This window comes from Larkinella sp., from assembly GCF_965227735.1.
Taxonomy (GTDB): Bacteria; Bacteroidota; Bacteroidia; order Cytophagales; family Spirosomataceae; genus Larkinella.
On record NZ_OZ245776.1, the window covers coordinates 7,348,330 to 7,367,192 of the forward strand.

Consider the following 18,863-nt stretch of genomic DNA (forward strand, 5'->3'; position numbering starts at 1 on the left):
TCGTTTTTTACATTGTTTTGTTAACTGCGGCATTCATTGCGGGTCGTTGGCTGGAAAACAAGGAACGGAAGTACTAAGACTCAGTTCGTAAATGTTTGTTGCAGGCTCTCCCCGTCTCGGGGTCGTCTGATAACATCATCCATATTTGATTGTAAAAGGGCCTGACCAGGCCCTTTTTTATTGACCAAAACGGCAGATTCCCGGTTTTTCTAAAAACTGGTGTTAATGAAAAAAGGCGTAAAAAAATCAAAACGGTTCCAACCGTCGTTCCTGGAATGGGGTCATTCAGACAAACGACAACAACAAATGACACCATTTAAAAGTTTGTATGGATTCCTGCTGGTCGGTTTGCTGGCAGTCGGTTGCGAAAAAGACAACAAAGAAGCGCCAACGCCCAACGAAGACGCCCAGGCCGTAACGGTGAAAGTGAACCAGTTGGCCCGGGTCAAACAGGACGTAACCCTGAATGTCGACAGTATTTCCGACAGCCGTTGCTCGTATAATGCCAATTGCGTATGGTACGGGAATGCGCAGGTGAAGTTTACGCTGAAAAGCGAAACGCAGTCTCAATCCGGCGAATTGTGCATTGGGCAGTGCGGAACCCAATTGAAAAACCGCGATGTGATGACGGTTCAGTTGGGAGCCGAAAGCTATGAAGTAACGTTATCGGACGTTCAGCCCTTTCCGGGAACCAAACCGGATGGCACCCCAAAAGAAGCCGTGATTACGGTCAATCTGAAGAAATAACCTGATAGGATCGAGTAGTTAGACGGTGACCGGTATGATTGTATGAATCGTACCGGTCTTTTTTTGCTGTCTTTTATCACAGCGGTCTTATAAAATTCCCTGATCGGCAAAGCTCATATACGATTGATCCGTAAAAATCAGATGATCGAGGATGGGAATATCGAGCAATCGCCCGGCTTCTTTCAATTTTTTGGTCAGGTCACGATCCGCCTGGGAGGCTGCCAGATTGCCGGAGGGGTGATTGTGAACCAGAATCAGGGCGCTGGCCAGTTGTTCGAGCGCGTGTTTGAAGATCAGTTTCGGATCTGCCACCGTCCCCGACACGCCACCGGAGCTGATCTGAACGGGCCGGATCACTTCATTGGCGCGGTTCAACAGTAAAATCCAGAACTCTTCGTGTTGCTTGTCCAGCAGATGCGGTTTTATCTCTTCGTAGGCATCCCGGGAACTGGTGATGCGCAAGCGGAGCGGACGGTCCTGTTCTTTGCGCCGTCGGCCCAGTTCGAGTGCCGCAACGATGCTGATGGCTTTGGCCTGGCCAATGCCTTTGAATTTCGACAAATCCTTGACACTCAGCCGGGCCAGATCGTTGAGGTTATGGCCCACACTTTGCAGAATTCCCTTCGCTACGTCGACGGCGGACAAGTCACGGGTGCCGGAACCGATGAGGATAGCGATGAGTTCGGCGTCGGAGAGCGCGGCCCGGCCTTTGAGCATTAGTTTTTCGCGGGGGCGGTCTTCTTCCGCCCAACTCCGGATTTTGCGGGAACTTTCGTAAGTCATGGTAAGGTGGGTGTGGATGGACAAAAAAAAACCTTACCTGAACAAAATCAGATAAGGTTTTTCTAACGTTTTGCGCGTATTGATAAACCGCTCAGGCAGTTTACTGATACGGAATTAATTAAGCAGCAACAGCCAGTCCGTTGACGAGTTTCGCCAGTTTCGACTTGTTGTTAGACGCTTTGTTTTTGTGAATGATATTCCGCTTTGCCAGTTTGTCCAGCAGCGATGACACCGTTTTATACAACTCAGTTGCAGCCACCTTGTCGGTAGTCAGCCGCAAACGCTTGATCAGTGAACGGGTCGTTTTGTGTTGGAAACGGTTCAACAAACGTTTCTTTTCGTTTGCCCGGACCCGCTTCAATGCCGACTTATGATTTGCCATTGCTTATTAGTACAGTATACAGTTTCTCAGAAATATCCGCAAAAGTAGGGATTTACGAGAAACAATGCAAATTAATCTTGGATCACCGGAACGATTCGGGAAGGTTACTGGCGGATATCCGAATTGATGGTGAACACCTTGTCCCAACTGGCCCGATTATTTTTTACGAACTCCTGTTGCTTTTGGTTCTTGTTGAACGTCTCAATATCAGCTTCGCTCTGGAAAGTGAGGTAGTGCATCACATCATAGTCGGAAGAACCACCGCTAACCCCGTTTAAGGTCTTCCCGGAGGTGTAAGAAATGATCTGAGGAATTTCATGCTTTAAAGCGGCAAACTCACGCATATGTTGCTCAATCGCTTCATTTTTAGTGCCTTCTTTGAATTTAAAGCAGACAATTTGCTGTTTTTGGGCTTTTCTGGCAGGTGAGTAGGCACCGTAGATAACAAGGCCAAAAACTCCGAAGAAGAAAAGAATTAGGCTGTAGCCAATGGATTTGCGTTTCATGATGATTGTGAAATTGATGTTATTCCAAATATTATTCTGAACAACACAGTCTTTTATAAATAAAGTAGAAACTTTTCTTGTTAAAGTGCTATGTTTGAACAAAGGTATCGTATAAATATTTCGAATCAAGTATTTGTGTTCTTTTTTTTCGCAACGGTGGCCTATTCGCTGCCGACTGGAAAACCGCATTGGGGGTTTTACGCCCACAAACGAATCAACCGGCTGGCGGTGTTTACCTTACCGCCGGAGATGCTGGGCTTTTATAAGAAGCACATCGACTACCTGACCGAGAATGCCGTCAATCCCGACAAAAGGCGGTATGCCGTCGCCGGGGAAGCCCCCCGGCATTTCATCGACCTGGATGCGTACCCGGATACCACGAAGGCGACCTTACCGCGTTCGTGGAAACAGGCAACCGAACGCTATGGAGAAGATACCCTGGCCCTGCACGGGATTGTGCCCTGGCACATTCAACTGGCCAAATTTCAATTGACCGAAGCTTTCAAGGCCCGCGACGCCAAACGCATCCTGAAGATTTCGGCCGACCTGGGCCATTACATTGCCGATGCGAATGTGCCGTTGCATACCACCCGCAACTACAACGGGCAGATGACGGGGCAGCAGGGGATCCACGGTTTCTGGGAATCGAGACTACCGGAACTGTTCAGCACGGAATATGACTTTTTTACTGGTTCGGCCACCTATGTGTCTTCACCCCAGAAAGCAGCCTGGCGGGCGGTTTTCGACGCCCATGCCGCGCTGGACTCGGTCCTGCGGTTTGAAAAAGAACTGACCGACCAGGCAGGCGAAACCCGGAAATATGGTTTTGAAGAGCGAAATGGCCAAACCGTGAAGGTATATGCCGACGATTTCTCCCGAAAATACCACGAACGACTGCGTGGGCAGGTAGAGCGACAGATGCGGGCATCGGTTAAAATGGTCGGTGATTTCTGGTATACCTGCTGGATAGATGCCGGACAACCCGATCTGGAAAAACTGGCCAGGGATGCCACAACGGCGGTCGATGGGAAAGAAGAGATCGAAGAAAAACAGAGCTGGTGGAAACGCCTTTTTAACGTCAGAACAGAAGAGTAAGACCGATTCGGGGCTTAAAGTCCGCGGGGTCGTAATGCCAATGGGCCGTGAATTTTGTAGTTTCGCCCGTTCAACGAGTCAACAAAAATGAATCTACCCAAAATATACCTGCGTTCCGGGCGTGAGGAAGCCATCCGGCGGTTTCATCCCTGGGTGTTTTCCGGAGCCGTGGTCCGGACCGAAGGGGAACCCCAGGATGGCGACGTGGTGGAAGTACTGGACAAAAAAGGGACTTACCTGGCGACCGGCCATTTTCACAATGGAAGCATTCTGGTCCGCATTTTCTCTTTTCAACCCGTCATTCCCGATGTCGCGTACTGGACTGCCAAACTGACTGCCATTCGAAGCATCCGAACGGCCATTTTGCCGCCCGATACCAATTGTTACCGGCTGGTTCATGGCGAGGGCGACGGTTGCACGGGTTTGATTATCGACATCTACAACGGAGTCGCGGTTTTGCAGGCCCATTCCATCGGGATGCACCGCGAGCGAAACCTGATTACGGAAGCGCTGAAAAATGTGTTTGGAGATCAGCTCCGGGCCGTATATGACAAAAGTGCCGAAACGTTGCCCGACGACTATGCGGCCACGATCCAGAATGCCTACCGCTTTGGCCGGGCGGACGTACCGCACGAGGTGATGGAAAACGGACACCGGTTTCTGGTCGATTGGATTACCGGGCAAAAAACCGGTTTTTTCCTCGATCAACGCGACAACCGGAAATTGCTGGCGCATTATTCAGCCGGGAAAAAGGTGTTGAACGCCTTTTGTTATTCGGGCGGTTTTTCCGTCTATGCGCTGAAAGCCGGGGCAACCCTGGTGCATTCCGTGGATGCTTCCCAGAAAGCCATCGACCTGACCAACCGCAATGTGGCCCTGAATTTTGGCGAAACCGAGGTAGCGAACCGGCACGAAGCCTATGCGGATGATGTGATGAAATACTTGCATGCCCACGACGATCAGTATGATGTGGTCGTGCTGGACCCGCCCGCCTACGCCAAGAGTTTGTCGGCTCGGCATCGGGCCGTCCAGGGCTACAAACGGCTGAATGCCGAGGGATTGCGCCGGGTGGCAAAAGGTGGAATTCTCTTTACGTTTTCGTGTTCGCAGGTGATCGACCGGGAACTGTTCTACAATACGGTGGTGGCGGCTGCCATCGAAGCCGGGCGGCAGGTGCGCGTTTTACACCATTTGAGCCAACCCGCCGACCATCCGGTCAATTTATTTCACCCGGAAGGCGGTTATTTGAAAGGATTGGTTTTGTGGGTTGAGTAACAAACCAAGATTATTTATAAACTTGCAGGCATGAAGATAAGTATCCTATCCATTGCGCTGGCAGGTTGGGTTTCGCTGGCAACCGACTCCAAAGAGATTCTGTTTAGCCGCTATTTCGTGGCGGCCGAAAGCTACGAAACCGTTGGTGTCGTCGATATCAATAAGGATGGTCGCCCGGATTTGGTTTCGGGGGATTTCTGGTATGAGAACTCCGCTGATCCGAAGGCACTTTTTCGCAAACGGTATTTGATTGGCAACCAGAAACGGTTCGACCAATATTATGATGACTTTTCGACCATTCCGCTGGATGTCAATGGCGACGGTCATGCCGACATTGTAACCGGCGGCTGGTTTGGTGAAAATCTGAAATGGCTCGAAAACCCCGGTATTGGCAAAAAGGATTTGTGGGCGGTTCACGACATCGGCAAAGTTGGCAATGTGGAAACCACCCGCGCCTGGGATGTCGACGGCGATGGCGTCATCGAAATTGTCCCCAACAACCCAAAGCATCCACTGAAATATTTCAAACTGGAAAAAGGAGGCACGTTCAGGCAGGTCGACGTGGCACCGACGCAGGATCATGGCCTGGGTCTGGGTGATGTAAACGGCGATGGTCGCAGCGATTTTATCGTGAGTAAAGGCTGGCTCGAAGCCCCCGCCGACCGCGAAAAAGGGCCCTGGACGCTCCATCCCGAATTTGATCTGGGCAAACAGGCCAGCGTACCGATTCTGGTGGTCGATGTAAACGGCGATAAACGCAACGATCTGATTGTGGGGCAGGCACACGGCTACGGGTTGCACTGGTACGAACAAACACTGGAAGGCGGCAAACGCGGCTGGAAAAAGCACAGCATCGACGAAAAAGCATCGCAATACCACGTTCTGGAGTGGGCCGACCTCGACGGTGATAAAAAACCGGAACTCATTACCGGTAAACGCTACCGCGCCCACAACGATGGCGACGCCGGAGCGTATGACGATGTGGGACTCTATTACTTCACCTGGAACGGCAAGGAATTTATAAAGCACACCATTGCCTACGGGCAGCCGGGAAAGGGCAAAGGAACCGGTATTTATTTCGCCCTTGCCGACCTGCGCGGCACCGGACGTTTGGACATTGTGGTTGCCGGCAAAGACGGTCTGGAGATTTTTTTCAACGAAAAGTAGGAGGGCACTCTTAACCGGTTTGGACTGGCTTTGGGAGGTCAGGATTTGCCGGTTAGGCATTGATACCGAGTAGAATTGAACAAAAAACCGCTTGTTTGCTTACTACGGTAGTAGAACATCGTATTTCAACCGCGATATAAAATGAATAGTAAAGCGATTACCACGGCGTCGTTTACCCGGAAAGGCTGGCTTCTGACCAGTTGTCTGGCGCTGGGAATTCTGACCGGCCACGCCCAGAAAGGAACCGAGCTTCAGTTCAAAAAAAGTGTACTGACCAGCGATTTCATTGCCGAAGGCGCCACCGTCGGGGATGTTAACAAAGATGGGAAAAAGGATGTCATGGCCGGAGCTTACTGGTTTGAAGCCCCCAACTGGACACCCCACGAGCTGGCTAAACCGGAAAAATTCTCGTATAGCACGGGCTACAGCAACTCTTTTCTGAACTTCGCGCTGGATGTCAACAAGGACGGCTGGGTGGATATGATTCGGATCGATTTCCCCGGGAAATCGGCGGTTTGGCACGAAAATCCGAAAAACCAGCCCGGTCTCTGGAAGGTTCATCCCATCCACTCCTCGGTCGGCAACGAGTCGCCCTTGTTCGTGGATGTCGATGGCAATGGCCGGGCCGACATTATTTGCAACGACCCGACGGCCAAGGAAATCATCTGGCTGCGGTCACCTGACAATAATTTTACGGATGAGTGGGAGCGGTTTGTGATCAGCAAGGGCGAAAATACGCCCGGAACGCACATGTATACCCACGGGTTGGGCTTTGGCGACGTCAATGGCGACAAAAAAATGGATGTAGTGATCCATACGGGCTGGTGGGAAGGCCAGACCGATCCGAAACGCTCCAACTGGACGTTCCATCCCGCCAAACTGGGCGAAGAGTGCGCCCAGATGTACATCACAGACGTGAACGGCGACGGTTTGAACGATGTCATCAGTTCATCGGCTCACAAATACGGCATCTGGTGGCACGAACAGGGGAAAGATGCGGAAGGAAATCCAACCTGGACGACGCATGAAATTCACAAGACGATTTCTCAAACCCATAATCTGGCGCTGGTCGATATGAATGGCGACAAAAAGCCCGATCTGGTAACCGGAAAACGGTATTATGCCCATAATAAGACAGACAATGATCCGGGCCGGGAAGAACCGGCGGTTTTGTATTGGTTTGAGTTCAAACCCGGTAAAAATCCCTCCTGGATCCCGCACGAGATCGACAACAACTCCGGCGCAGGCTTACACGTTGTCGTGGAAGATATGAACGGTGACCGATTGCCGGACATCGCCGTGGGCAACAAAAAAGGAGTTCACGTTTTCGAGCAACAGAAAAAGAAATAACCCTGAACAAAAAAAACGGTCCGGAATCCCGTTGAGCGGTGTCGCTGGACGGGATTCCGGACCGTTTTTTTTAAGGGAACATTACGTAATTTCGCCCGGAATGACCACGATGCTCTGGCGGAAGTTTTCCCGCAAAACCGCCATCGAAATGCGCTGTCCAATCGTTTCTTCGGTGAGCAATTTATGCAGATCGTCGACGGAGGCAACGGCCTGCCGGTTGAATTCGACAATGATATCGCCTTGTTGCAGTTCGCTGTTGTAAGAAACGCCGTCGGCTTCGGTGCTCACAACAATTACCCCGGTTTTGGCATTCAGATGGTTGTATTGTTTGATGCGTTCGGTGAGGTTGATGAGCTGACCGGAAATGCCGAGGTACCCGCGACGAACCCGCCCGTGCATGATCAGTTTTCCGGCCACCAGGGCAGCCAGATTGGACGAAACCGCAAAACAGATTCCCTGCGCGGGCAGGATCACGGCGGTATTGACACCGATCACATCACCCTGTGAATTGACCAGCGGACCACCCGAGTTGCCCGGATTCAGAGCCGCGTCGGTCTGAATCACATCATCGATCAACCGGCCGGATTCCGACCGGAGCGTCCGGCCCAGCGCGCTGACGACTCCCGCTGTAACCGAATACTGAAAACCGTACGGATTGCCAACTGCAATGGCAATTTGCCCGACCTGCACCAGGTTGGAATCGGCAAAGCGAATGGCTTTGAGACCTTCGCCGTAAATCTTAATAACCGCAATGTCTGTTGCGGGGTCGCGACCAATCAGGGTGGCTTCAAAATCCCGGCCATCGGGCAGGGCTACTTCAATTTTGGTTGCACCCGCCACCACGTGGTTGTTGGTGATAACGTAACCATCTGACGAAATGATGAATCCCGACCCCGTTCCACCATCTGCCTGGCCGCGCCCCCGGACGGATGGCGGCCCTTCTTTGGCCCGACCGCTTACTTTGATCTGGACCACCGACAGGCTAACTTTTTTTGCTACATTTACCACCGTGTTGGAGTAGGCATCGAGCAGCGGGGCATCCCGGTCGGTGAATCCTCCGGGAATGGACGCTGATCCGGTATCGGTTATGCGTTGTATTTCCATGATTAGACTAATTTAGTTGTAAATGCAACTTTCAAACCCTGTACCAATTGCCGGTATGCACCGATGTGCGCCAAATTGTCAGTCTACCGGGTGATTTCCAATAGCTCATTTCCAACCACTTTCATCTTAACCATGACTTTTGAGGAATACCTGGTCAGTAAGAAGATCGACGAAAACCGATTCCAGCAGCAGGAACCCGTGCGGTATTCGGTCTGGAAAGCGGAGTTTGAACAACAGCATCCGGAGAGCTTCACTACCCAAAAAAAGTTTCTCATCAATGCGGTTCGGCGCAAGTATTTGGTACGTTAAATAAGGAAAACCGTCCCGCAACGGTCGATTGGAGAAAAATTGCTACTTTTAACCTCGTAAAAACCACCCTTTTTGTCTGTTTATGCAGCATTACGATTTTGCAATTGTTGGAGCCGGATATGCCGGTAGTGTGTTGGCCGAACGCCTGGCCAGCCAGTCCGGAAAAAAAGTTCTGGTTCTCGACAAACGCCCCCACATCGGCGGAAATGCCTACGATTATTACAACGAAGACGGTATCTTAATCCACCTCTACGGCCCGCACATTTTCCACACCAACTCGCCGGAAGTGTTTGGGTATCTGTCCAATTTTACGGAATGGCGTCCGTATGAACACCGGGTGCTGGCGTCGGTCGAGGGTCAGTTGCTGCCCATCCCGATCAACCTGGATACCGTCAATAAACTCTACGGCAAAAATTTTACGTCTGAAGAACTGGGCGAATACTTCAAAACCGTCGGTGAGCCCGTCGAGGATATCAAAACGTCGGAAGATGTGGTGGTGAGCCAGGTAGGACGCGATCTGTACGAGAAGTTTTTCAAGTTCTATACCAAAAAGCAGTGGGGTGTTTATCCCTCCGAACTCGACAAGTCCGTAACGTCCCGGATTCCGACCCGGACCAACCAGGACGACCGGTATTTCTCGGATGAATTTCAGTCGATGCCATTGCACGGTTTTACGAAGATGTTCGAAAAAATGGTCGATCATCCGAACATTACATTGATGCTGGGGACGGATTTTAAAGAGGTGAAAGAAACTTTATCCTACGATCAGTTGATCTATACCGGCCCGGTCGACGAATATTTCGACCATTGTTTCGGTAAACTTCCGTATCGCTCGCTCCATTTTGAGCACAAAACCCTCAACGAAGAGTGGCACCAGCCGGTGGCCGTGGTCAACTATCCGAACGACAATGCCTATACCCGCATCACGGAGTACAAGCATTTGACGGGCCAGGAACACCCCACCAAAACCAGCATAACCTTCGAATACCCCCAGTCAGAAGGTGATCCGTATTACCCGGTGCCGATGCCGGAAAATGCCGAGCTTTATCGAAAGTACAAGCAACTGGCTGATCAACAGCAGAATGTGTATTTCGTAGGACGTCTGGGAACGTACCGCTATTACAACATGGATCAGGTTGTTGCGCAGGCGTTGACCTTGTATAAGAAACTGGTAGGGGCCGATTCGCTGGCGGAAGTTGCCGCAGGCAAAGTGCCAACGAAATAAAAGAAATACGAACTCAATTGATAGCCATTTCCGGTTTTTGCGCGCTTCCTTGTGGGCGCGGCAAGGCTGGAAATGGCTTTTTTATATTTATTTGAGAATGTTTGTCCGATAACGATTACTTCTGAATCGAAACAGCGTCTAAAGTAAACCGGTGCGTTTAATTTTCACGATGCTGTATGCGGATACTTTTTCTGATCACGTTTAGCCTCTTTTTTTGGGTTTCCCCTGTTTTTAGCCAGGATTCTTTGGGTGTAGTAACCGTCATCAGAAAACCGCCCATCCGACTGTTTGCCGAGTTGGGCGCATCCGGTAGTTCTGCAGCCCGAACACCCTTCTGGTTTCGCACCAACCAATCCGGCATTGTTCCGAACACAGCCCCGTTCCTGACAGCACGTGCTGGCATCCGGGCCGAGTATACCGGTAAAAACCGCAGGACGGCATGGGGGTACGGTTTTGAAGGCGTTGGTTTAGTCGCGGCAAAATCGGTCTTACTGATTCCGGAAGCCTATGTCAAAGGGAAATGGGGCGTTTTTGAAATCCTGGTTGGTCGACGCCGGGAGATCATTGGGCTGGCGGATTCTACGGCTGTTGGTTCGGGCTCCTACAGTTGGTCGGGGAATGCCCTGCCGATGCCTAAAATCCAGCTTTCGCTGGCGGATTATACGCCCATCGGTTTTACCCGGGGACTAATTGCGTTCCGGGGTTTGTATGCCCACGGCTGGTTTGACAACAAGGGGCCGGTAACGCATTCGTATCTCCATCAAAAGGCACTTTATGGTCGAATTGGAAAACCGAACTGGCCAGTCCGGTTTTATGGCGGACTGAATCATCAGGTGCAATGGGCTGGTCGAAGTACGGTCATAACCGGGGATGATGTGATCAAAAACGGGCGATTCCCCACCGGTTTTACCAATTATCTGAATGCCATCACCGGCCTTTCGCTGGCGGCCAAAGGCGATGCCGTCGATACGACCGAATACAGTAAAAACGATCGCGGGAACCGGGTGGGAAACCACCTCGGCACAGTCGACGTTGGACTGGAAATAGTCCGGAAATCATTCACACTGCTGTTTTATCGCCAGAGCATCTATGAAGACGGGTCACTGTACTATTTGACCAACCTTGCCGACGGGCTGAATGGCCTGCGCTTCCGGAATCTCAAGCCGACCACCCGGACCTGGCAGATCCAGACGGCCGTTGTGGAGTTTTTGTTTACGAAAAGCCAGGGAGGCTCGGTATTTAGCACAGAAAATAAAAAACGGGGTTCGGATAATTATTTCAACCACGGTCAATACATCGACGGCTGGTCGTATGGAGGCCGAACCATTGGAACGCCTTTTATTACCCCTGCTATGGATGCTAAGCCGGACCTGCCGCGTTCCTACAAAGAACAACTCCTCTTCTTTACGAACAACAACCGCGTACGGGTGATGCACCTGGGGCTGGTGGGTAGTTTCCGGTCAACTTATATTTTTCAGTTGAAAGGGTCGCTGAGTGACAACTATGGAACCTACACCCAGCCGTTTCCTAAACGAGCCCGTCAGTTTTCGTCCCTGATTTCCGTCAGCTTTCCGGTTACCTGGCTGGAAGGTGCGCAAGCCACCCTTTCGATGGCCAGCGATTTGGGGAAACTGTATACCAATAGTACTGGTATTTACGTCAGCCTTCGGAAAAACTGGCAGGCCCATTCTCTAAAACACCGCCAGTCATTAGACCCGGAGTAGCTGATGCAGGTCGATCTGATCTAAATAGGGTTCAAAAGGATGCTGGCTTCTTGATTTCCGCCGGTTTTGGCTGCGGAGTGAGAAGACATGCTGTAGTTCATGGTTGCCTTCGTAATACGGACTCTTGCTAAAATACGCTTCAACGAAAAAATCGCCGACGGCATACAAACGAACCGTAAACGGAGGAGAAGAGCGATTCATCAGGTGGTGTCCGTAACGCCAAAGTAAATCGGCTTTCTTGGGTAGCGGGAGCTGGTTATATTCAATTCGAGTTAACATGAGCTGCAGTTGATGATTTGATTCGTCGTATTTACGCTGCAGTTTACGTTCCCGGATTTATAATTGTATGCAAAAGCACCCAATAATATGGCCAAAGTTAGCTAGCGGTTTTTTAAGTGTTCGTATTTTTTAGTTCGTTGATTGGTAGTTAATTAAAATAAAATATGAGTAACATTTGATTATTCCACGGAAGCGTCTTTTCCGTTCTCCCGTCGCTTAATCCGGTTGAGGTCGATCAGATACTGCTGGAGCTTTTCTTCCAGTTCGGCAGACGCAATGTTGGGGTACAGTTCGCCGTCGATGGCCAGGGATATCCGACCGGTTTCTTCGGAGATGGCAATGGCTGCGGCATCCGTCACTTCACTGATACCGAGGGCAGCCCGGTGGCGAAACCCCGTCGTCGTCGGAATTTCGTCGTTTTCAGAAATCGGCAAAATACAGCGGGCGGCCCGAATCCGGTCTTCGGAAATGATGACGGCCCCGTCGCGCAGCGGACTATACTGCCCGGCAATGGAAAGCAGCAATCGTTTCGAAACCAGGGCGTCCAGTCCGTCGCCGGTTTGAATGAATTTGTCCAGATCGTCATTTTTGGCAATCACGATCAGCCCGCCGGTAAATTCCGACGACATGGATTTGCAGGCATCGATGATCGGTTTCAGGGGCGTCGTGGGTTCAGTCACCGAAGGCTGGCGAAACCACCGCATCACAAACCGGCTGTTAGCGATGTTGGTCGATTTGCCGATGATGAGCAAAAACCGCCGGATTTCCTGCTGAAAAATGATGATCAATGCCAGGGCGCCCACGCTGATGAAATACCCCAGAATGGTGGTCAGTAATTCCAGCCCAATGGCTTTTGCTACCAGATAAAGCAAATAAACGAGCAGATAACCCAGAAAAATCCGGCTCGCTATGGTGCCTTTGACCAAAAAATAAATCTGATAGAGCAGGAAGGCCAGTAACAGAACGTCCAGCACATCAAACCATTCGATATCGAGAAAACCAATTTTCATACTAGCGCGTCTCTTTTTTTAATGGGGTACAGGCGGTCGTTGCCATCAGACTGGCTGATAGTTTGCAACCAGCGTAATGGCTTCCATTGCTTCCCGCACGTCATGGACCCGTAAGATATCGGCCCCTTTGGTCAGGGCCAGCGTATTCAAAACCGTTGTTCCGTTCAACGCATCTTCAGGCTGAATGTTCAGCGTTCGCCAGATGGTCGATTTGCGCGACAGTCCGACCAGCACCGGCGCGTCGAACGTCTGAAACGCTTCCAACTGGTTCAGAAGCTGGAAATTCTGCTGCGGTGTTTTGGCGAATCCAAAACCGGGGTCGATCAGCACGTCTTTCTGTCCCAGGGCCCGCAGCGTCGCCAGTTGTTGCTGCAACTCGAACAGAACATCCGGCACCAGATCGCTGTAAACCGTGTGTCGGGTCATCGTCTGCGGGGTTCCGCGCATGTGCATCAGGACGTACGGAACGCCCAACCCGGCGACGGTTTCGAACATCTGCGAATCAAGTGTGCCGCCCGAAACATCGTTGACCAGTACTGCACCCGCTTCAACAGCCTGCCGCGCCACCGAAGAGCGGAATGTATCGACCGAAATCCGAACGTCCGGAAAATGCTGAACCAGGGCTTCGATCATGGGTAGAACCCGGTCTAGTTCTTCCGATTCACTAATATCTGCAGCACCCGGCCGGGTCGAATAACCGCCAATATCGAGCAGGGAGGCCCCTTCGGAAAGCATGATGCCCGCCCGTTCAACCGCCTGATCGACAGAGTGTATGCGGCTGTCGGCGTAGAACGAATCAGCGTTGCTGTTCAGGATTCCCATGACCACGGGTGTGGTCAGGTCCAGAACATTTCCCCGGAGATTGAGCGTTTTTTTCTTAACTTTCGGCATGAAATTAGTGGGTGGTCATCGGTTGCCTTTCTTCAGACATCTGTAGAAAACGAGTGGCTCCTGAAGACGGATAACTGAAGATTCCAACGTATGTTGCAAACCGAAGCTCAATATCGGCAAGTCATTCAACTCTGCAAAGAGGTTTTCCAGAAAAAGAATAAAGACTACGGTACGGCCTGGCGCATTCTGCGACTGCCCTCCATCACGGACCAGATTTACATCAAAGCGCAACGGATTCGGACTTTGCAGGAACTCCGGACGCAGCGCGTCGCGGAAGGGGTGATCCCGGAATTTATGGGCATCATCAACTACTGCGTTATGGCCCTGATTCAACTGGAGCTGGCCGATAGCGACCAGATGGAAGTTCCGGTGGACGAACTCATGGCATTGTATGACCGGCAGGTAAATAATGTGATGGCGTTGCTGTTTGCCAAAAACCACGATTACGGCGAAGCATGGCGCGAAATGCGGGTCAGTTCGATGACCGACATTATCCTGATGAAACTGCTTCGTACGAAACAAATTGAAGACAACCAGGGACAAACCCTGATTTCGGAAGGCGTCGACGCGAACTACATGGATATCATTAACTATGCCGTGTTCTGTTTGATAAAATTAGATGTAGTAGAAACCTCTGTACCTCGATGAACACCAGTAAAGTCCGGACCACACCCGTTCGAAAAACCGCGCTCTGGCAGCGTATTCTGGCCCAAACCGCCCGTTTTATTGTGGGAGCCATCTTTATTTTTTCGGGTCTGATCAAGATCAACGACCCGGTTGGCACCCAGATTAAATTCACCGAATATTTCGAAGTTTTTGCGCTGGATGTGCCGTCGCTGGCGGGCTTTTTTCACGGTTTGATTCCTTTCACGCTCATTCTGTCGGTCATGTTTTGTGCGGCCGAAGTGGTGCTGGGGGTAGCCCTGCTGCTGTCCTACCGGATTAAGTTCACCTCCTGGGTGCTGCTGGCTCTGATCGTGTTTTTTACCTTTTTAACCTTCTATTCAGCCTATTTTAACAAAGTGACCGATTGCGGCTGTTTTGGCGATGCGATTAAATTAAAACCGTGGACCTCGTTCAGCAAAGACATTTTCCTGCTGGTGCTGATTCTGGTCATCATCTGGCAACGGAAGGTCTTCCGCAACACGCCCACCGGTTTTCTGGTCGGAATGGCCACCGTGGTAGCAATCGGGATTGGCGTTTTCGCCATTCAGCATTTGCCGCCACTCGATTTGCTGCCATACGCCGTCGGGAAAAGCATACCGACGCAGATGCAACCCTCGGAACCCTTGCGGTTTTCGTATAAAATGGAGAAAGACGGGAAGGAAGTGGAACTGGAAAAATACCCCACCGACACGACCTACAAATTCAAGGAAATGGTTTTGCTGAACGAATCGGCCAAACCCAAAATTACCGATTACCGGGTCTGGAACGACGAAGGCGACTTTACACAGTCCACCTTTGAAGGGACTAAACTCATGCTGATTATCCGGGAACTGGACGATCTGAGTATTGGCGACATGCCCGCCATCCGGAAACTAATGAAAGGCGTCGAGGACAAGAACGTGATGCCGATGATTCTGACGTCGGTGAGTGACAAGGAAATCAACGATTTTCGGCACGAATACCAGCTTTCTGTTCCGGTCTATAAAGCCGATGCGACGGTTTTGAAAACCATCGTACGCTCCAACCCCGGTTTGTGGCTGATCAGTGGCGGAGTCGTGAAAGGCAAATGGCACCATTCCGATACGCCAACTCCTGAGGAAGCGCTGGCGTTGTTGACTACAAACTAAGTGATTGCCTGGCAGGGCGTAATACATGAAGAATATCTTTTTGGTCGGAATGCCATCGTCGGGAAAAAGTACCCTCGGAAAACGGTTGGCCCGGCATTTAGCGTATCGGTTCGTCGATACGGATAAACTGATTGTTCGGGAAGAAAAAGGACGGAGTATCAACGCCATTTTTCAGAGCGACGGTGAACCGTATTTTCGGGAAGTCGAAAGCCGGGTTTTGCACAACATTCAGCCCAACAGCCGGTTGGTGGTGGCAACGGGGGGCGGAATGCCGTGTTTTCACGAGAACATGGCGTTCATCAAGGCGAATGGATTCAGCATTTTTCTGGATGTATCGCCGGAACACCTGCTCGATCGCATGTTGCGCCACGCTCAGGATGACCGGCCGCTTTTTAGCCGACAGGACCCTGCCTTACTCGAAAATTTGCGTCAGAAGTACAATGACCGTCGGATTTATTATACACAGGCAGATTTAATTGTTCCCGGAGAAATCGCTGTAGAAGAACTGAGTAAGCAGATTGAAGGGTATTTGTAAAGTTGCCGGGCAGCGGGCAGTTCAATAATCTTTTCCGGTTCCAGGAACCATTTAAAACAATCAATGTGTATTCTATACAGTTTGCACTGTCCCAGTGCGGTTTTAAATGGTAATATGCGCCGTATATTGATATGATCGTAGCGAAAAAGTACCTGATTGCCTGCCTGCTTAGTTTTGGGTCTTATCTTTCGTATTCGCAACCATCCACTGATTCTACGTTACAACAGGCTACGCTGGAAAGCTGTATTCAGTATGCATTGCAGCACCAGCCCGTTATAAAGCAATCTGAACTGGATCAGTTGATTGCCGAGCGAACGATTCGCAGTGCGTTGTCGAGCTGGCTGCCGCAGATTTCCGGGAATTACAGCCTCCAGCGGTATCTCAAATTACCCGTTTCGCTCTTTCCAAATTTCAGTAACCCAACCTCTCCCGAACGGGTTCCCGTCACGGTGGGCGTTGCCAATCTCTCGAATATCCAGTTTTCCCTCAGCCAGAATCTCTTTAACCGGGATGTGTTGCTGGCCAGCCGCACCGCCGATACGTACCGCGATCAGGCCCGCCAGAATCTGGTTAATAACAAGATCGATGTAACGGTCAACGTCAGCAAAGCCTTCTACGATCTGATCCTGACCCAAAAGCAGGTGGATATTCTGGACGGTGACATTGTCCGGCTGGAGCGGAGTTTGCAGGATGCCACGAATCAGTACAAGAGCGGTTTGGTGGATCGGACGGACTACAAACGAGCCGCCATTGCCCTGAACAATTCACGGGCGCAACGCAAACAGGCGCAGGAGCAAATTGGCGGGAAAGCCCAGCTATTGAAGCAGTTGATGGGCTTTCCGCCCAACGGCGAACTCAAAGTGACCTACGATACGCTGCAACTCGCCAATGAGGTCTACATCGACACGACCCAACTCATTAAACCCGAAAGCCGGATTGAGTTTCAGTTGCTGCGAACCCAGCAGGAATTGCTGAAGGCCAACGTATTGTATAACCGTTGGGCGTATCTGCCGTCGGTTTCGGCCTCGGCCAACTACAATTTTGTGTTTCAGAACAGCGAGTTTGCACAGCTATACAGCCGGAACTTTCCGAATTCACTCATTGGACTCACCATTGCCCTGCCGATTTACCAGGGTGGCCGGCGGGTGCAGGAATCCCGGATTGCCGAATTGCAGCTTCAGCGTTCCCAGTGGGACCTGACGAATCTCTCGAACACCGTCACGACCGAATACCGGCAGGCGATGGCGAATTACAAGGGTAATCTGGCCACTTACCGGGCGTTGCAGGAAAATCTTGATCTGGCCAACGACGTCTATCGGGTGATACAATTGCAATACCGCTCCGGCGTTCGAGCCTATCTGGATGTGATCATCGCCCAAAACGATCTGCGAACCACCCAGTTGACGTACTTCAATGCGCTCTATAAGGTTTTGGTCAGTAAACTGGATGTTCAGCGGGCGTTGGGTACGGTGCCGAATTAGTAATCAGAAAATATGAAACGCAGTCTTTATCCATCATTTCGAATGAACCGTCGCTTATACAAGCTTTCCATACCCGTTGTTTTGCTGGTTTTTTTGACGGCCTGCGGGGGTGACAAAAAACAAGCCCAGCAGGGGCCACCTCCGCCGACAGCCGTGGCTGTGGCCGTGGCCAGTCAGGGAACCGCCACCTATTACGACGAATATCCCGCAACCGTAACCCCGCTCAATCAGGTGGAAATTTATCCGCAGATTACGGGTTATATCACCGGTGTTTTCTTTACGGAAGGGCAGGTCGTTACGCGGGGACAGAAACTCTACGAAATCGACAAACAGCAATACCAGGCGAATTACGATGAAGCCGTTGCCAACGTCAATGTGGCACTGGCCAACCTGAACCGGGCGCAGAAAGACGCGGATCGCTACAATACACTGGCGAAACAGGATGCCATTGCCCGGCAGGTGGTCGACAATGCCGAAGCATCCCTCGAATCGGCCAAAATGCAGGTGGCGGCTGCCCGGGCGAATGTCTCGCGGGTTTCAACCAACCTGAATTATTCGACCATCAAAGCGCCCCTGACCGGAACCATCGGCATTTCGCAGGTAAAACTGGGAGCCGCTGTGTCGCCTGGGCAAACCCTGCTGAATACCATTTCGTCCGATGATCCGATTGCGGTCGACATTTCGGTCGATGAAACTGACATTGCCCGCTTCGTGCGTTTTCAAAACCGGAAAGTGACCGACTCGACTTTTGTTTTTGTCTTGCCCGACGGAACGCCATATCAGGCTGCGGGGAAGATCGGAATTATCGACCGGGCCATCGACCCGCAAACCGGAACCCTGAAAGTGCGCTTGTTTTTCGCCAACAAACAAAAGTTATTGAAGTCTGGCATGAACGGCAACCTCCGGGTTCTGAACAGCGAATCGGGCCAGCGGCTGCTAATTCCGTATAAGGCCGTGACGGAGCAGATGAGCGAATATTTTGTGTATGTGGTCGGCGACAGCAGTAAGGTGTCTCAACGGAAAGTTTCGCTGGGCAACCGCATTGGAGCCAATATTGTTGTCAAAGACGGAATTCGTGCCGGTGATAAAATTGTGACAGAAGGAATTCAGAAACTGCGGGAAGGGGCGATGGTGAAAGTTGTAGGTGATTCTGCTTCCGTTGCGCAGGCTCCCTCCTCAACAACCGGTCAAACCCACTAATCAGCTT

At 51.1% G+C, this 18,863-nt stretch carries 20 protein-coding genes; 13 read left to right on the top strand and 7 right to left on the bottom strand.

Annotated elements, in window-relative coordinates; genetic code table 11:
• Positions 1–306: 306 nt before the first annotated feature.
• On the top strand, positions 307–747 hold the full coding sequence (locus ACO064_RS29100; protein WP_421830691.1) for a hypothetical protein: 441 nt from the start codon (positions 307–309) through the stop codon (positions 745–747).
• A gap of 87 nt (positions 748–834) precedes the next feature.
• Here the strand turns inward: ACO064_RS29100 and radC are convergent, their stop codons facing one another.
• From radC to ACO064_RS29115, 3 genes are all read right to left on the bottom strand, one after another.
• Positions 835–1,530: a RadC family protein gene (gene radC, locus ACO064_RS29105; protein WP_421830692.1), complete on the bottom strand. Its 696-nt coding sequence runs from the start codon at positions 1,528–1,530 to the stop codon at positions 835–837.
• A gap of 118 nt (positions 1,531–1,648) precedes the next feature.
• Positions 1,649–1,912 carry a 30S ribosomal protein S20 gene (rpsT, locus tag ACO064_RS29110; protein ID WP_114409604.1) on the bottom strand — a complete coding sequence of 88 codons (264 nt, stop codon included), beginning with the start codon at positions 1,910–1,912 and terminating at the stop codon, positions 1,649–1,651.
• Between the two features lie 104 nt (positions 1,913–2,016).
• The gene (locus ACO064_RS29115; RefSeq protein ID WP_421830693.1) at positions 2,017–2,418 is read right to left on the bottom strand and encodes a Dabb family protein; all 402 of its coding nucleotides are present in this window, start codon (positions 2,416–2,418) and stop codon (positions 2,017–2,019) included.
• Positions 2,419–2,553: 135 nt separating this feature from the next.
• Between ACO064_RS29115 and ACO064_RS29120 the strand changes: the two genes are divergently transcribed.
• The 4 genes from ACO064_RS29120 (at position 2,554) to ACO064_RS29135 (ending at position 7,305) form a co-directional block, all read left to right on the top strand.
• Complete coding sequence (locus ACO064_RS29120; RefSeq protein ID WP_421830694.1) at positions 2,554–3,513, top strand: zinc dependent phospholipase C family protein; 960 nt, start codon at positions 2,554–2,556, stop codon at positions 3,511–3,513.
• 87 nt (positions 3,514–3,600) lie between these two features.
• The gene (locus tag ACO064_RS29125; RefSeq protein ID WP_421830695.1) at positions 3,601–4,788 is read left to right on the top strand and encodes a class I SAM-dependent rRNA methyltransferase; all 1,188 of its coding nucleotides are present in this window, start codon (positions 3,601–3,603) and stop codon (positions 4,786–4,788) included.
• Positions 4,789–4,818: 30 nt separating this feature from the next.
• The gene (locus ACO064_RS29130) at positions 4,819–5,955 is read left to right on the top strand and encodes an FG-GAP repeat domain-containing protein (RefSeq protein WP_421830696.1); all 1,137 of its coding nucleotides are present in this window, start codon (positions 4,819–4,821) and stop codon (positions 5,953–5,955) included.
• 141 nt (positions 5,956–6,096) lie between these two features.
• Positions 6,097–7,305 (top strand): FG-GAP repeat domain-containing protein, encoded by a 1,209-nt coding sequence (locus tag ACO064_RS29135; RefSeq protein WP_421830697.1) that lies wholly within the window; start codon positions 6,097–6,099, stop codon positions 7,303–7,305.
• A gap of 81 nt (positions 7,306–7,386) precedes the next feature.
• Here ACO064_RS29135 and ACO064_RS29140 read toward each other — a convergent pair whose 3' ends face one another.
• Positions 7,387–8,409, bottom strand: a complete 1,023-nt coding sequence (locus tag ACO064_RS29140) for a S1C family serine protease (RefSeq protein ID WP_421830698.1) — start codon at positions 8,407–8,409, stop codon at positions 7,387–7,389.
• A gap of 132 nt (positions 8,410–8,541) precedes the next feature.
• Between ACO064_RS29140 and ACO064_RS29145 the strand changes: the two genes are divergently transcribed.
• From ACO064_RS29145 to ACO064_RS29155, 3 genes are all read left to right on the top strand, one after another.
• Positions 8,542–8,718 (top strand): hypothetical protein, encoded by a 177-nt coding sequence (locus tag ACO064_RS29145; RefSeq protein ID WP_421830699.1) that lies wholly within the window; start codon positions 8,542–8,544, stop codon positions 8,716–8,718.
• 82 nt (positions 8,719–8,800) lie between these two features.
• Positions 8,801–9,943 (top strand): UDP-galactopyranose mutase, encoded by a 1,143-nt coding sequence (gene glf / locus ACO064_RS29150; RefSeq protein ID WP_421830700.1) that lies wholly within the window; start codon positions 8,801–8,803, stop codon positions 9,941–9,943.
• 245 nt (positions 9,944–10,188) lie between these two features.
• Positions 10,189–11,667, top strand: coding sequence for a capsule assembly Wzi family protein (locus ACO064_RS29155; protein WP_421830701.1), 1,479 nt, complete (start codon positions 10,189–10,191; stop codon positions 11,665–11,667).
• On the opposite strand, the gene ACO064_RS29160 is transcribed toward ACO064_RS29155, so the two are convergent.
• From ACO064_RS29160 to folP, 3 genes are all read right to left on the bottom strand, one after another.
• Positions 11,653–11,946, bottom strand: coding sequence for a hypothetical protein (locus ACO064_RS29160; RefSeq protein WP_421830702.1), 294 nt, complete (start codon positions 11,944–11,946; stop codon positions 11,653–11,655). The two genes, ACO064_RS29155 and ACO064_RS29160, sit on opposite strands and share 15 nt — an antisense overlap.
• A 179-nt stretch (positions 11,947–12,125) precedes the next feature.
• Entirely contained in the window at positions 12,126–12,956 is an 831-nt protein-coding gene (cdaA, locus tag ACO064_RS29165; RefSeq protein WP_421830703.1) for a diadenylate cyclase CdaA, read from the bottom strand.
• Positions 12,957–13,001: 45 nt separating this feature from the next.
• Positions 13,002–13,847 (bottom strand): dihydropteroate synthase, encoded by an 846-nt coding sequence (gene folP, locus ACO064_RS29170; protein ID WP_421830704.1) that lies wholly within the window; start codon positions 13,845–13,847, stop codon positions 13,002–13,004.
• 90 nt (positions 13,848–13,937) lie between these two features.
• Here folP and ACO064_RS29175 point away from each other — a divergent pair, with 90 nt between their 5' ends.
• The 5 genes from ACO064_RS29175 (at position 13,938) to ACO064_RS29195 (ending at position 18,856) form a co-directional block, all read left to right on the top strand.
• Positions 13,938–14,495: a DUF1599 domain-containing protein gene (locus ACO064_RS29175; protein WP_421830705.1), complete on the top strand. Its 558-nt coding sequence runs from the start codon at positions 13,938–13,940 to the stop codon at positions 14,493–14,495.
• Positions 14,492–15,640 carry a BT_3928 family protein gene (locus tag ACO064_RS29180; protein WP_421830706.1) on the top strand — a complete coding sequence of 383 codons (1,149 nt, stop codon included), beginning with the start codon at positions 14,492–14,494 and terminating at the stop codon, positions 15,638–15,640. Before ACO064_RS29175 ends, ACO064_RS29180 begins: the two co-directional genes overlap by 4 nt.
• 25 nt (positions 15,641–15,665) lie before the next feature.
• Entirely contained in the window at positions 15,666–16,175 is a 510-nt protein-coding gene (locus ACO064_RS29185; protein WP_421830707.1) for a shikimate kinase, read from the top strand.
• Between the two features lie 131 nt (positions 16,176–16,306).
• Entirely contained in the window at positions 16,307–17,656 is a 1,350-nt protein-coding gene (locus ACO064_RS29190; RefSeq protein WP_421830708.1) for a TolC family protein, read from the top strand.
• Positions 17,657–17,698: 42 nt separating this feature from the next.
• Positions 17,699–18,856, top strand: coding sequence for an efflux RND transporter periplasmic adaptor subunit (locus tag ACO064_RS29195; protein ID WP_421830709.1), 1,158 nt, complete (start codon positions 17,699–17,701; stop codon positions 18,854–18,856).
• Positions 18,857–18,863 lie beyond the last annotated feature (7 nt).